Source organism: Capnocytophaga sp. H2931, from assembly GCF_002302535.1.
In the GTDB taxonomy this organism is placed as follows: Bacteria; Bacteroidota; Bacteroidia; order Flavobacteriales; family Flavobacteriaceae; genus Capnocytophaga; species Capnocytophaga canis.
On record NZ_CP022381.1, the window covers coordinates 415954 to 429305 of the forward strand.

Here is a 13352-nt window from a genome sequence, read left to right on the forward strand (position 1 = left end):
TATGAGCGAAAAAATACACGAATTAATAGAAAAATATTTCGAGGGTACAACTTCAATCGAAGAAGAAAGAACCTTACAGACCTATTTCAATTCTGAAAATGTGGCATCAGATTTGAAACATTATCAACCGATGTTTGCATATTTCAAAACTAATAGAGAAGAGCGACTTGTGAAAGAATTTTCGGTAAAAACACCTAAAAATCGTTCTTTGTTTTGGAAAATCGGAATCGCTGCAACTATTTTTCCAGCCGTTTTCGGATGGTTTTACGTAAAAGAACAAAGAGAACAGCAAGAAGCCGAGTTGATTTATCAGCAAGTGAAATACGCCTTGGAACTTGTTTCGGTAAACTACAATAAAGGTACGGAAAAAATAGTATATCTCGGCGAATTTGATAAAAACACAAAAAAAATATTCAAAAACTTAGAGTAACTTTAAAATTATTATACGATGAAAACAAGATTTTTATTTTTAGTAAGCTTTTTATTTTGCAACGCAGCATTATTTGGTCAATCCATATTCGACAAATATGAAGATAATGAAAATATAACCACCGTAGTCATCTCACAAAAGATGTTTCAGATGCTATCAAAAATAGACAGTAACGACCCTGACACTAAGGAGTTTATGGAAATAGCTAACAAACTTAAAGCGTTGAAAATCTTTTCTACCGAAACTGCAAGTGTTTCGCAACAAATGAAAAAGGAAGTAGAAAGCTATGTAAAAGGAGGTAGTCTTTCGGAATTTATGCGTGTGAAAGAAAAAAATACAAATGTGAAATTCTACGTCAAAGAGGGAAAAACAAAAGACATTGTTTCGGAATTGGTGATGTTTGTTCAGGAAGACAAAGAAACTGTATTGATGATTCTAACAGGTGAAGTTGATTTGAATAAAATCGGAGTGTTATCCAAAAACATCAACATATTGCCTAAAGAAATGAACCAAATTTAATACTCTCTTATACTATGAAAAAAATAGTTTATCTTTTATTGTTTTTTCTTATCAGTGTTTCAATAATATCCTGTAATTCGAACAGTTTACAAAGTTACATCGTTAAAAATTCTGAAAATAAGGATTTTAAATCAGTTACCTTTTCTCCAAAAGATTTTTTAAAATTGGGAGGAAGCAGTGTTGATGAAAAAAATATTTTGAATGTTATAGAGAATGTTCATATTCTTATGTATGAAAAGAAAAACAATGGAGATTTTCAAAAGGAATATCAAGAAGTGAAACAACTCCTGAAAACGGACAAATATGAAGAGTTGATACAAATTTCAAACAAAGAGTATAAAATCAATGTAAACTACGTTGGGAGTGATGATAACATTAAAGAAGTAATTTTATTAGTAAGCCAAAACAAAGAAAAATTTGCTTTGATGCGTATGATTACTCAAAATTTAAATATTGATGAACTCTCCAAACTTTCTTCTGATTTGACCGATATTGGAAATTCTGTGGATCATGACAAAGCTCATAATGTCATCTCTGAAATCAGACAACTTTTGTATTAACACCAGAAAATCTCTTACAATTTTAAACTTTGTCAAACTTTTTTAGGTTTGACAAAGTTTTTATTGAAAAATATTTCAACAATGAACCTGTTTAAACTTTTCTAATAAACCTTATTATAAACCCTAAATATAACGGCATTAGTAAAATTTTTATGAAAAACTTCGTGAAAAAAATACCAGAAATAAGTAAAAACTAAAATCAACTAAATAAGCAACAATAAGATTATAAAAAAGTAGAAATTCATTTCTACTAATGGTTATTAGGCATTAGCTTCAGAAAATCACAAAAAATGAAAAAAGTAGATTAAAGCGAAAGAGGGTCCGTGTTTTTTTAAAGAAATTGAATTCTAAAAATAAATCATTGAAGTGAATTTTTAATTTTCAGAAATGGTTATAGGAAGTTTCATTTTTTTTGTACCTAAAAAACAAAAGAAACTGCCTTTTCAGACAGCTTCTTTTTTATTTTTTATGAAGTTTATTAATAAACTTGTTCTTGTTTTTTCATTACAGCTCCAGCGATTGCCGAAACGATAAGTCCTAAAAGCAAATATCCAACTAACGAGGAAATATAGGTCAAAGCACTCATTTTATTACTCATTTCTACTGTAGCATCTATATCTACATTGGACATATCCATACCTAATTCTCCCATGTTTTCAAACTGCAATTCTGTCATTTTTCGCATGAAATCGGGCTCAATATAGTTCACAAAAACGTAGGTGTACAATACGGAAATAATTCCTCCAATCAGAGCGATCCCAACCCCAATTTTTAGAGCTTCCCCCATAGCTAAAAAGCCTCCATTCCTTGTTTTAAAGGCTTTAATGCCATAAACAATTGCTAAGATAGAAACTAATAGGTTTAATGCAGAGGCAGCTAATCCAACCATCATACTTTTCGAATAAATCATTCCTGTGGTATACATTACCACGCTAATAGCAACGAGACCAACACCAAAATACATCCCGTACTTCAGCATAATGTCTTTTGCGTTGACTGTTTTTCTAATTTCCATGATAAAAAATATTAAAATTTACAGCCCAAAACTAATATAAAAAAATGAAATCTCCAAAGGCAGTGTGAAGAATACACTATAAAAAGTTAAATTTTATATTTCCGTTGGTAAATTATTCGAATCCCAAGGATTGTGAAAATGAGGAACAACAGAGGATAGAGTATACTTTTTATTTTCCAACTTGATTGATAATCAGCTACTTTTTCTTTGTTTAAAAATGCTAATTGTACTTTTTTATTTCGTAGGGATAAGAAGTCAGTGTCGTCCAAGAGGTAGTTAACAGAATTCTGTAAAAAGGCTTTGTTGTCATAAAATCGATTAGTCCATTTGTCAAGTCCTAGTTCCAAAGGAGTGTTGTTGCTAAGGTCATTTTTGATAATATCGCCATCAGCAATGACGATCATTTTAGTAGGTTTACTGGTTTGTAAGTTGTTTTTCAGTTCAATAGGTGTTATTCTGTCCTTATAAACCGATGAAAATTCTCCTTCGAGAAGCACTGCTACGGGGATGTTTCCACTTTTATAAGCGTTTTTGTCCATCTTTTTGGTATCTACATTTAGCGTGACCTCTCGAGGCGTTCCATCGGCTTTTGAAATTGGTGAACTTGTTAGTAATACACGTTTCTGTATACCATTTTTTAAAGTATCAATACTGTTTGAAAATTGCAAACGAATTGCATCTAAATTATTGTTAATCAAGTGGTTGTTTTGTGATAGTATCATGGGATTATAGACCCAAGGAATTGGAATATAACGTGTTTGACTGCCTTCTCCTGTGGCAATCATTAAGTCAGAAAAATACAGATCATTGATGAGTGTATAGTTCACTCGAAATCCGTATTGAAAGAACATATCTCCTAAATTCAGATTCATAGGCATCGCTACGGCAGTTCCGTTTTGAGTGTACAAATCCTGAATATCTATGCCTACATGGTCGATAAGCCAGAGGGCACGTCCTCCATTCATCACAAATTGGTCCAACACTTGCTTTTGAGGGTCAGTGAATGGGGTTGTTGGTTTAGGAACTATCAGTAAATCATACGATTGCAGATGAGCTAAAGTTTTTTCGGGTTGGGTGGGTACTGAATCCAATGTGAATGGAGCAATCAGATAGTAGTCCTTCATAGTTTTCAAAAAATCAGCTATGTACGTATCGTTTAATGTACCATTACTTTTGAGTATAGCTATTTTTTTATGTTTTTTGAGTGTTAATTTGTGGAGTGCATCCGTTATATTGTATTCCAATAGTTGAACTGAATTTTGTACACGCTCTTGATCTGTTGTCCCTATTTTATTGACGAACAATGACACTTTTTGCGACTGAATACTATCGCTAATCACAGCCCAAGGAAAAATATACTCAATTGAGGACATTCCGGCTTCGGTTTGCGAAATTTGTAATGGATTTAATCCAAATTGTATCAGTTCATTAATGGTTTGTTGAGGGTCATTTCCTTCTTCTAAAGGATTTACAAAGTTGAGATGAATATTTTTATTTTGTGCGACATATTCTTCTAACAATTGTAGGGTTTCGGTTTGTAATTTTTTAAACTCTATGGGGATATTTCCTTTCAGAAGTACATCAATCACCACAGGTTGATTGATTTTTAGTAATGTTTTTCGCGTAGTTTCCGAGAGTGTATAGCGTTTATCATGAGTCAAATCCCAACGAATGTACCATTGTGAGATTATCCAATTGAAAACAAGTAGCATGATAAAGGCAATACCGATTTTGCTTCCTATTTTATCAATAAATGTTTTCATAGCTTGTAGTATTTTAATGATAAAGTAGTTGTGTATAAGAAAAAAGCAATAAACGAAAGGAAATAGAACACATTACGAGTATCAATCACTCCACGGCTAATAGCATCAAAATGAGATTGAAACCCAAAAGCTGTAACACTGTCAGGGAAGAGTAACATAGCTGTCTGATCCAATCCAAAGAAAAAGAAAAAACATAGGAATGCTGCTAACATAAAGGAAATCACTTGGTTATTACTCACTGAGGATGACCACAGACCTACTGCACCAAAGGTTGCTGACAACAGAAATAAAGCGATATAGGAGCCGACTGTGCTTGCTATGTCCAAATTCCCAACAGGATTACCTAAAATCCATATGATGTAAACGTACAATAATGAAGGGAGTAAGGTAACAAATAACAGGAATAAGATTCCTAAATATTTTCCTAAAACAATCTGAAATATACTAATCGGTTTAGTAAAAAGTAACTGTAACATCCCACTACGTTTTTCTTCGGAGATGCTTCGCATGGTGAGTGCAGGTACTAAAAAGACAAAAATCCACGATGATAAACGAAAAAAAGGTAATAAATCAGCGGAATTGCCGTTGAAAATATTATAGTCAGTTTTTAGAATCCAAAGGAAAATCCCATTCAAAACTATGAACAGCCCTATGACTGTAAAGCCAATGGCAGATGTAAAAAAATACCGTATTTCTTTGTTAAATAGAGCGAACATAAATTCGAAATATAGGATCAAAGTAGTATCCTTTGTTGTGAGAATTTCTATTTTGGAACATCTTTAAGATAACACATCCAATATGATGGGTGTGTTATCTCAATTTTGAATAATTGATTCTTAACTTTAAACGTTTAGAGTCATCAATACTGGCGTCATTTCCGTAAATTACCGTACTCAAGGGGGTTACTACGGATGTTGTCGGAATTACTCGTTTTTTATTTGCAGAATCAAAATAATTTACAACGTATGGGTTTTTCACAGTTGAAGCTACAGCAATTGCCAGAGGAACATTCTCAACTTTGTTTTTGATAATGTTGATCACATGCGTTGTCAATCGGATTTGGTAGTAATTACCTTTGTTGTTTTGTTTCTGTAATTTCCCTAAGTGAATCAGGTGTGAACCTTCAGCCGATTGGAGTGTGCTGGTAGGGTCGTTGACATAATCCGCAATAACAGCACCTGTTTTCGCATTATAAATAAAAATACGTTCAGGTTCCTTTCCGTAGGTAACTGACTGATCAACATATAAATACAAACTCGCATCTGTGATAAGCACATCACGTTGCCGAATTTCAGCCAGTTCAGCATCTGTAAAGAGTTTTAAATTAGCTATTTGACCTATTCCTCCACTCAAATAAATACGTGAAATGTTATTACTGTCGGTCTCCAAAGAGATACTTTCATCCTCAGTAGTATATGTATTGAACGTAATACCATTTACGTTCATATCATATCGTTTTTTCAAAGTAGCCTTTTGATTATTCGATTCGGTTTCATAGGTGTAGACAAGCTCAATTTTAGCTTTTGACATGTCTAAAAGCATCATCAAATTATCGGAAAAACCATCAGCATCAATTACAATTCCACGGAAGTGATTTTTAAAGTTATTTTGGTTTTCTAATTCTGTAGTTCCCTCTTTACTAATGATTTTCGTTTGGAAAAATTCAGGGTCTAAAGCAATTCTAATTCCTGGAGCTAAGACATCTGCAACGCCTTTTGATTCGTCATCAGGGGTAGTTGGATTGTCGAACTGATTGCGTGTGATTGATTTTTTAGATATGGTTACAGTTTCAGCATTATTTACGTTTGTTAGAGTAGTACCTAAATGATTACTTACTTCAAAATCAGAATAGTAACGCTGAGGAGCTAAATTTTGAGCAGGATCAATGTCTCTCAAAAAATAGGTTAATTCTTGTACATTTACTTTGAATGATGCCTTTGTATTCCCGTAAATAGAATCAAGAGCATATTCCGTTTCAGTAACATATGCCGTGTTGCTTCGAGTGCTGTATGGGTTAAAATATGGTAGATACAGATACGCTTCCGTCACAGTTTCTTTTTCTGGTTTATTATCCGTATTCTCAGAACTCTGAGCTTTATCACCGAAGATGGGACTTACCGAAGGCAACTGCACTTGAGCTATGATACTAGCTTTTTTCTTTCCAAAAGGCTTCTGCGTGTACTCCCCTAATAGGTAACCACCCAACCCATTAGTTTGTACTCTATTTTTAGCAATATTTTCGACAGACACAGAGGCGTCGAACACCGCTGTTTCAAAATTAGGGTCTTTCAGTAAATCACTCTTAATTTCTTTGAAAGAATCATCTGTACAAGACGATAATAAGATGGTCAATCCCAAAAAGGAAAAAATACCTGCATATTTGGATTTATTCATATAATTATGCTATATTATTGATTTTAGTGTTTTTATTTTAAAAATTGTTGGTAAAATTCTCTGTATGAAGCTTGGAAGGTTTCCATGTCGGAATTAAAAAGGACAGGTTTTTTTAATCCGTTTATGTAGGAGCTGAAATCTTCAGGCACGTTGTCGCCAACAACAATGACTCCATCCGAATATTTAGAAGCTACACGCATCATATTGAAATAGTTAGGCTCGGCCAAATGTTCAGCCATTTTTTTGTTGATCCCATCAAAAGCTACCTTGCTAGTGATATCGGATCTTAAAGAGCCTTCAAAATCTTGATTGAAAACCGAAGTTATGATTTTACTCTCTGAAAAAATAGGTTCGTCTTTGTAGTAAGTTCTTAAATATAAAGGTAGTAGCGAAGCTAACCATCCGTGAACATGGATGATATCAGGCAGCCAATTCAATTTCTTAACGGTTTCAACAACTCCTTTTGCGAAAAAAATACAACGTTCATCATTGTCAGCGAATAAGACCCCATCCTCATCAACAAACGTAGCTTTTCGCTTGAAATACTCGTCATTGTCGATGAAGTAGACTTGGATACGCTCTTTCGGAATTGATGCCACTTTTATGATTAAAGGCACATCAATATCGTTGATAACAATATTCATTCCTGAAAGCCGAATGACCTCGTGTAACTGATGTCGTCTTTCATTGATACTCCCGAAACGTGGCATAAATATCCGTATCTGTCCTCCGTAACTATTGACCATTCTGGGGGTCTCAAATGACATCTTAGAGATTTCATTTTCAGGAGAATATGGTAATACCTCAGAGGAAACAAAAAGCACTTTTTTGTCAGTCATAAAAAGTAAATTGTTTTTTCGTTAGCTTTGGAAGCCACAAAAGTACAAAAAAATATGCAGAAATCCATAAAAAACTTATAAGTTTGCATTTTTTAATATTTGGATGATGATGATATACACTCAGCAGAAGAAACTAAATACCGTGATTTCTGATTTTAAAAAGGCGGGAAAAAGCATCGGTTTTGTCCCTACTATGGGAGCTTTACACAACGGACACCTATCTCTAATGAAAAAAGCATTGGAAGAAAACGATGTTGTTGTGGTTAGTATTTTTGTAAATCCAACTCAGTTTAACAACCCAAAAGATTTGGAGAAATATCCTCGAACATTGGGAGCTGATGTTGAAAAAATAGCTACTATCAGCAAAGATATTTTGGTGTATTCGCCTGAAATTTCGGATATCTATGGAACGAATGTAAGCTCAGATTTTTTTGATTTTCATGGATTAGATCGCGTTATGGAGGGAGCTTTCCGCCCAGGACACTTTGACGGTGTAGGTACAGTTGTTAAAAAACTTTTTGAGATTGTGACTCCTACAAAAGCTTATTTCGGTCAGAAGGACTATCAACAACTACTTATCGTTAAAAAGATGGTAGAAATCACTCAATTACCAGTTGAAATTATCGGGTGCCCTATAGTTAGAAATGCAGATGGGTTAGCTTTAAGTTCTAGAAATCAATTGCTTAGTGAATATATGCGAAGAAAAGCAACATTCATTTACAAAATTTTGCAAGAGGTTAAAGAGCTGTTTATTACAAAAAATATTATTGAAATTAACGAATATGTAACAAAAGCTTTTACCGATGATAAGGATTTTGAATTAGAATATTTCACCATAGCCGAAGCCGATACCTTACAAACAGCTACAGCTAAAGAAATAGGCAAAAGATACCGAGCTTTCATTGCCGTTTATGCTGAGGGAGTACGCCTTATAGACAACATGGAACTTTAAAGAGGATTATTTGTTTTTTCATATATTATTTTGGCAATTAACTTTTGAGGAACATTAAAAAAGTCAAACAAAAAACATACAGTATCCAATAATTTTATAAATTTGCCTGTGTGAGATATTCTACCATGAGTAAAACAACTTAACTCCTGTTAGTGATATTTTTGTGAGAAGAGGCATAACAGACAAAAAAATCTACAAGTAAAAATATGAGTAAAGATTTAACAAGACGAAGTGAGGACTACTCAAAGTGGTATAACGAGTTAGTAGTAAAAGCTGAATTGGCAGAAAATTCAGGTGTACGTGGTTGTATGGTTATCAAACCATACGGATACGCGATATGGGAAAAAATGCAAGCTGAACTTGACCGTATGTTTAAGGAAACTGGACACGTGAATGCTTATTTTCCGTTGTTTGTACCCCGTAGTTTTTTCGAAGCAGAAGAGAAAAACGCTGAAGGTTTTGCCAAAGAATGTGCTGTTGTAACTCACTATCGATTGAAAACAGATCCAAACGCAAAAGGAAAACTCATGGTTGATCCCGAAGCTAAATTGGAAGAGGAATTAGTAGTTCGCCCCACATCGGAAGCAATCATTTGGAATACGTACAAAAACTGGATTCAGTCCTATCGTGATTTGCCAATTCTTATCAATCAATGGGCAAACGTAGTACGTTGGGAGATGCGTACACGTTTATTCTTGCGTACTGCTGAATTTTTATGGCAAGAGGGACATACAGCTCATGCCTCCAAAGCAGAGGCTCTTGAGGAAGCTGAAAAAATGTTAGAAGTATATGCCGAGTTTGTAGAAAACTTCATGTGTGTTCCTGTTATTAAGGGGTTTAAAACCGAATCGGAACGCTTTGCAGGAGCTGATGAAACCTATTGTATTGAGGCTTTGATGCAGGATGGAAAAGCCCTACAAGCAGGAACCTCACATTTTTTGGGACAGAATTTCGCTAAAGCATTTGATGTGAAGTTTGCTTCCAAAGAAGGCACATTGGACTATGTTTGGGCGACCTCATGGGGGGTATCTACCCGACTCATGGGTGCATTGATTATGACGCATAGTGATGATAATGGATTGGTACTTCCACCTAAATTAGCTCCTATTCAAGTAGTAATCATTCCTATTTACAAAGGGGAGGAGCAGTTAGAAGCTGTTCGTGAGCGTGTACTACCACTAATGGCAACACTCAAAAAACAAGGTATTTCTGTAAAATTTGACGATAGAGATACCCATAAACCAGGATTCAAATTCAATGAATATGAGCTGAAAGGGGTACCTGTACGTTTAGCAGTTGGACAACGTGATTTGGAAAACAATACCTTCGAGGTCGCTCGTCGTGATACACTAACCAAAGAAACTGTTTCTGGAGATAGCATCGTAGAATACATTGAGAAACTCTTACAGGAAATTCAAGAGAATATTTATAAAAAAGCCTTGGATTATAGAAATGCACATATTACCGAAGTAAATTCATACCAAGAGTTCAAAGAGGTTTTAGAAAGCAAAGGAGGGTTTATTGCAGCTCATTGGGATGGTACTACTGAAACCGAACAGCGTATTCAGGAAGAAACCAAAGCAACTATACGTTGTATTCCGTTGGAAGCCAAAGAAGAAGCAGGAGTTTGTATGGTAACGGGTAAGCCTTCCGCAAAAAGAGTTTTATTTGCAAAGGCGTATTAGTACATGATTAAATCATAAAAAAATCAAAGCAGAAATTGAACAATTCAGTTTCTGCTTTGGTGTTTTTAAAACTCAGGAAAATGTAAATTTGTCTACGAAAACATAACTTCCTAAAAAACATGTTATTAAAAAAATTAACATTTTAATGGCATTTTAAATTTGTTTTAAAGGCTAAAAAACTTGTATCTTCGCAGTCAAAAAGAATATACATTATGGGAATATTTGATAAACGCGAAAGTTACAAACCTTTTGAATATCCGGAGGTTATGGAATTTGTAAATGCAATGCACAAATCATTTTGGGTGCATTCAGAAGTGGAATTTACGGCAGACATTCAGGATTTTAAAGCCAACTTGTCCATAGTAGAAAAAGAAGCTGTGAAAAGAGCTTTGTTGGGAATAGCCCAAGTGGAAGTTTCTGTTAAAACATTTTGGGGTGATCTTTATGATCTTTTCCCTAAACCTGAGTTCAATGGATTAGGAGCTACTTTTGCTGAATGCGAATTTCGGCATAGTGAGGCATATTCTCGTCTGTTAGAAGTGTTGGGCTATAATAATGAATTTGAAAATTTGTTGGAAGTGCCTATTTTTAAGGAAAGAAATCTAGTTTTAAAGGAATATTTGGCAAAAAATAAGGAAAATGCTATGCAACGTATCCTGTTTTTTACACTTATCATCGAAAACGCTTCTCTTTTTAGTCAATTTGCTACCATTTTGTCTTTCACACGCTTTAAAGGATATATGAAAAATGTAGCGAATATCATCGCTTGGACTTCAGTTGATGAGCAACTACATGCCAACGCAGGAATATACATTCTCAAAAAAATATTTGAAGAAAATCCTGTAATGAAAGAACATGCTCAAACGGAAGCAACTGAGTTCATAAGAAATTATATCCAGTTGGAGGATAAAATGTTAGATTGGATTTTTGAAGAAGGAGAAATTGAGTTTTTTTCCAAAGAAGATTTGGCAAATTATATGCGTTATCGCTTGGATGATTCCTTGACACAACTTGGTTTCGGGAAACCTTTTGGTATTACAACTGATCAAGCAAAGCCCATGCTGTGGTTTGAGGAAGAAGTTTTTTCAAATTCGTTAGATGATTTTTTTGCCAAACGTCCAGTAGATTATACAAAGCACGATAAGAGTATTAGTGCAAATGATTTATTTTAATTTATACGATGAAAAAACATCAAAAAGATATCATCATTGGTCTATTTGTAGGGCTGATAGCTAATGCTTTAGGTATTCTACTCTACATACTAATTTTTTCACGGCATAGCATTGAGTTAACAATAAGAGATGCTTATGTTAAGGGATATTTAGGAGCGTTGATTGCCTTAGGAGGATTGCTTGATTTGGCTTCTTTTTTTGTTCTTTTACGGTTAGGGCAGGATAATAGAGCAAAAGGTGTTATCATGGCTTCTATGATATTAGCCTTAGTGATTTTGATGTTGGAATTCAATTAATTTTTATGTTACGAGATCAATTGAAAAACTTATTTCCGAATCATGTTGAAGAGGAAATCCCTGAAAAGGAAGCATCTAATGTCTGGTTGCAAGACGATCCTTTGATTTGTAAATATGAGAAAAGGAATGGTAAGCCTGTTACCATTATTGAAGAGTACAATGGGGCAGACAGTGATTTTAAAATCTTATCGAAAGAATTGAAAACTTTTTTAGGAGTTGGAGGCTCGGTGAAAAACGAGAAAATTATCATTCAAGGAGATTACCGAGATAAGATTATGCAATTCCTTAGAAATAAAGGATTTAAAGTAAAAAGAGTTGGAGGATAAATCCATGAAATGATGAATGTACCATTAGCGGAACGTATGCGTCCAAATTCTCTGTCGAGCTATGTAGGACAAACACATTTGGTAGGAGAAAATGGATCTCTTCGGAAACAAATTGAAAGTGGTTGGCTTCCATCGTTGATTTTTTGGGGGCCTCCTGGAACTGGTAAAACTACATTGGCAAACATTATCGCTTTGGAAAGCAAACGAGCTTTTTTTACGCTAAGTGCTATCAGTTCAGGTATTAAAGAGGTACGCGAAGTCATTGAGCAGTCTAAAAATAGCAGTGGTTTGTTTACGGCTAAGAATCCTATTGTATTTATTGATGAAATTCATCGTTTCAATAAAACTCAGCAGGACTCTTTGTTACAAGCCGTTGAAAAAGGTTGGATAACATTGGTTGGAGCTACTACTGAGAACCCAAGTTTTGAGGTTATTCCAGCCTTGTTGTCGCGTTGTCAGGTGTATGTACTAAATGCTTTTGATCAGGCAGATTTGGAAAAATTGCTTAAAAATGCAATTGAGAAAGATAGTATTTTACGAACAAAAAAGATACAACTCACAGAGAAGGAAGCCCTGTTTCGATTGTCAGGAGGTGACGGTAGAAAATTACTAAATACCTTCGAACTTATTGTAAATGCTTTTTCAGAAGGTGAAACCATCGAAATTACTAATGAGAAAGTGACGCAAATTGTTCAAAAGAATACGGTGTTGTACGACAAAACAGGTGAACAGCATTACGACTTGACTTCAGCATTTATCAAATCCATACGAGGAAGCGATCCTAATGGAGCAGTTTACTGGTTAGCACGTATGATTGAAGGAGGTGAAGATGTCAAATTCATCGCTCGTCGGATGCTTATTTTAGCATCAGAAGATATTGGCAATGCCAACCCTACAGCGTTAATCTTGGCAAACAATACCTTTCAGGCAGTAACTACTATCGGATATCCGGAAGCGAGAATCATTTTGAGTCAATGTGCGATCTATTTGGCTTCTTCACCCAAAAGTAATGCGTCGTATAAGGCTATAAACACCGCACAACAAATTGTTAAACAAACAGGAGATCTTTCTGTACCGATTCATCTGCGGAATGCTCCTACTAAATTGATGAAAGAACTCAACTACGGGAAAGATTATAAATATTCCCATGACTATGCACAAAGTTTTGTTTTTCAGGATTTTTTACCCGAAGAGTTACAAGGGTATCGTTTTTATGAACCCGCAGATAACGTTCGCGAAAATGGGTTAAGAGAATATTTGAGAAACCTATGGGGCAAAAGATACGGATATTGAAAGAAGCTAGGGTAGTGCTTCGAACTTTGTTTTCGTCTCATTATTCGTAAAAAATATCGTGCTAAATATATATTTTTTGTAACTTTGTCGGCACTTCAAGTTTTGTTT

The 13352-nt window shown here is 34.6% G+C and carries 14 protein-coding genes; 9 read left to right on the forward strand and 5 right to left on the reverse strand.

What is annotated here, in order from left to right:
* Window position 1: 1 nt before the first annotated feature.
* Genes CGC52_RS01745 through CGC52_RS01755 form a run of 3 tightly spaced genes read left to right on the forward strand, consistent with a single transcriptional unit; the run spans window position 2 to window position 1509 of the window.
* Window positions 2-430 carry a hypothetical protein gene (locus CGC52_RS01745; protein ID WP_095893264.1) on the forward strand — a complete coding sequence of 143 codons (429 nt, stop codon included), beginning with the start codon at window positions 2-4 and terminating at the stop codon, window positions 428-430.
* A gap of 18 nt (window positions 431-448) precedes the next feature.
* Window positions 449-949, forward strand: a complete 501-nt coding sequence (locus CGC52_RS01750) for a DUF4252 domain-containing protein (protein WP_042345769.1) — start codon at window positions 449-451, stop codon at window positions 947-949.
* 14 nt (window positions 950-963) lie between these two features.
* The gene (locus CGC52_RS01755; RefSeq protein ID WP_095893265.1) at window positions 964-1509 is read left to right on the forward strand and encodes a DUF4252 domain-containing protein; all 546 of its coding nucleotides are present in this window, start codon (window positions 964-966) and stop codon (window positions 1507-1509) included.
* Between the two features lie 478 nt (window positions 1510-1987).
* On the opposite strand, the gene CGC52_RS01760 is transcribed toward CGC52_RS01755, so the two are convergent.
* From CGC52_RS01760 to CGC52_RS01780, 5 genes are all read right to left on the reverse strand, one after another.
* On the reverse strand, window positions 1988-2524 hold the full coding sequence (locus CGC52_RS01760) for a DUF4199 domain-containing protein (RefSeq protein ID WP_095893266.1): 537 nt from the start codon (window positions 2522-2524) through the stop codon (window positions 1988-1990).
* An 86-nt stretch (window positions 2525-2610) separates the two neighbouring features.
* Window positions 2611-4287 (reverse strand): gliding motility-associated ABC transporter substrate-binding protein GldG, encoded by a 1677-nt coding sequence (gene gldG / locus CGC52_RS01765; RefSeq protein ID WP_095893267.1) that lies wholly within the window; start codon window positions 4285-4287, stop codon window positions 2611-2613.
* Window positions 4284-5003 (reverse strand): ABC transporter permease subunit, encoded by a 720-nt coding sequence (locus CGC52_RS01770; RefSeq protein ID WP_095893268.1) that lies wholly within the window; start codon window positions 5001-5003, stop codon window positions 4284-4286. The genes gldG and CGC52_RS01770 overlap by 4 nt, the downstream gene beginning before the upstream one ends.
* 94 nt (window positions 5004-5097) lie before the next feature.
* Window positions 5098-6681 (reverse strand): DUF4270 domain-containing protein, encoded by a 1584-nt coding sequence (locus tag CGC52_RS01775; protein ID WP_042009684.1) that lies wholly within the window; start codon window positions 6679-6681, stop codon window positions 5098-5100.
* A gap of 32 nt (window positions 6682-6713) precedes the next feature.
* Window positions 6714-7520 carry a glycogen/starch synthase gene (locus tag CGC52_RS01780; protein WP_042009687.1) on the reverse strand — a complete coding sequence of 269 codons (807 nt, stop codon included), beginning with the start codon at window positions 7518-7520 and terminating at the stop codon, window positions 6714-6716.
* A 109-nt stretch (window positions 7521-7629) separates the two neighbouring features.
* On the opposite strand from CGC52_RS01780, the gene panC reads away from it, so the two are divergent.
* The 6 genes from panC to CGC52_RS01810 all read left to right on the forward strand — a co-directional run bounded on the left by panC (window position 7630) and on the right by CGC52_RS01810 (window position 13244).
* Complete coding sequence (gene panC, locus CGC52_RS01785; RefSeq protein WP_095894420.1) at window positions 7630-8472, forward strand: pantoate--beta-alanine ligase; 843 nt, start codon at window positions 7630-7632, stop codon at window positions 8470-8472.
* Window positions 8473-8678: 206 nt separating this feature from the next.
* A complete protein-coding gene (proS, locus tag CGC52_RS01790) occupies window positions 8679-10157 on the forward strand; it encodes a proline--tRNA ligase (protein WP_095893269.1) in 1479 nt (492 codons plus the stop codon).
* 212 nt (window positions 10158-10369) lie between these two features.
* A complete protein-coding gene (locus CGC52_RS01795; protein ID WP_095893270.1) occupies window positions 10370-11329 on the forward strand; it encodes a ribonucleotide-diphosphate reductase subunit beta in 960 nt (319 codons plus the stop codon).
* A gap of 8 nt (window positions 11330-11337) precedes the next feature.
* The gene (locus tag CGC52_RS01800; RefSeq protein WP_042009698.1) at window positions 11338-11625 is read left to right on the forward strand and encodes a hypothetical protein; all 288 of its coding nucleotides are present in this window, start codon (window positions 11338-11340) and stop codon (window positions 11623-11625) included.
* Between the two features lie 5 nt (window positions 11626-11630).
* Window positions 11631-11951: a translation initiation factor gene (locus CGC52_RS01805; protein WP_042009700.1), complete on the forward strand. Its 321-nt coding sequence runs from the start codon at window positions 11631-11633 to the stop codon at window positions 11949-11951.
* A 12-nt stretch (window positions 11952-11963) separates the two neighbouring features.
* A complete protein-coding gene (locus tag CGC52_RS01810; protein WP_095893271.1) occupies window positions 11964-13244 on the forward strand; it encodes a replication-associated recombination protein A in 1281 nt (426 codons plus the stop codon).
* Window positions 13245-13352: the final 108 nt, after the last annotated feature.

What these genes read in the sequence shown, in the direction of transcription:
- CGC52_RS01805 (WP_042009700.1), top strand. Translation starts at nt 11,631, where the DNA reads ATGTTACGAGATCAATTGAAAAACTTATTTCCGAATCATGTTGAAGAG.
- proS (WP_095893269.1), top strand. Translation starts at nt 8,679, where the DNA reads ATGAGTAAAGATTTAACAAGACGAAGTGAGGACTACTCAAAGTGGTAT.
- CGC52_RS01745 (WP_095893264.1), top strand. Translation starts at nt 2, where the DNA reads ATGAGCGAAAAAATACACGAATTAATAGAAAAATATTTCGAGGGTACA.
- CGC52_RS01755 (WP_095893265.1), top strand. Translation starts at nt 964, where the DNA reads ATGAAAAAAATAGTTTATCTTTTATTGTTTTTTCTTATCAGTGTTTCA.
- panC (WP_095894420.1), top strand. Translation starts at nt 7,630, where the DNA reads ATGATATACACTCAGCAGAAGAAACTAAATACCGTGATTTCTGATTTT.
- CGC52_RS01810 (WP_095893271.1), top strand. Translation starts at nt 11,964, where the DNA reads ATGAATGTACCATTAGCGGAACGTATGCGTCCAAATTCTCTGTCGAGC.
- CGC52_RS01770 (WP_095893268.1), bottom strand. Translation starts at nt 5,003, where the DNA reads ATGTTCGCTCTATTTAACAAAGAAATACGGTATTTTTTTACATCTGCC.
- CGC52_RS01795 (WP_095893270.1), top strand. Translation starts at nt 10,370, where the DNA reads ATGGGAATATTTGATAAACGCGAAAGTTACAAACCTTTTGAATATCCG.
- CGC52_RS01760 (WP_095893266.1), bottom strand. Translation starts at nt 2,524, where the DNA reads ATGGAAATTAGAAAAACAGTCAACGCAAAAGACATTATGCTGAAGTAC.
- CGC52_RS01780 (WP_042009687.1), bottom strand. Translation starts at nt 7,520, where the DNA reads ATGACTGACAAAAAAGTGCTTTTTGTTTCCTCTGAGGTATTACCATAT.
- CGC52_RS01750 (WP_042345769.1), top strand. Translation starts at nt 449, where the DNA reads ATGAAAACAAGATTTTTATTTTTAGTAAGCTTTTTATTTTGCAACGCA.
- CGC52_RS01800 (WP_042009698.1), top strand. Translation starts at nt 11,338, where the DNA reads ATGAAAAAACATCAAAAAGATATCATCATTGGTCTATTTGTAGGGCTG.
- CGC52_RS01775 (WP_042009684.1), bottom strand. Translation starts at nt 6,681, where the DNA reads ATGAATAAATCCAAATATGCAGGTATTTTTTCCTTTTTGGGATTGACC.
- gldG (WP_095893267.1), bottom strand. Translation starts at nt 4,287, where the DNA reads ATGAAAACATTTATTGATAAAATAGGAAGCAAAATCGGTATTGCCTTT.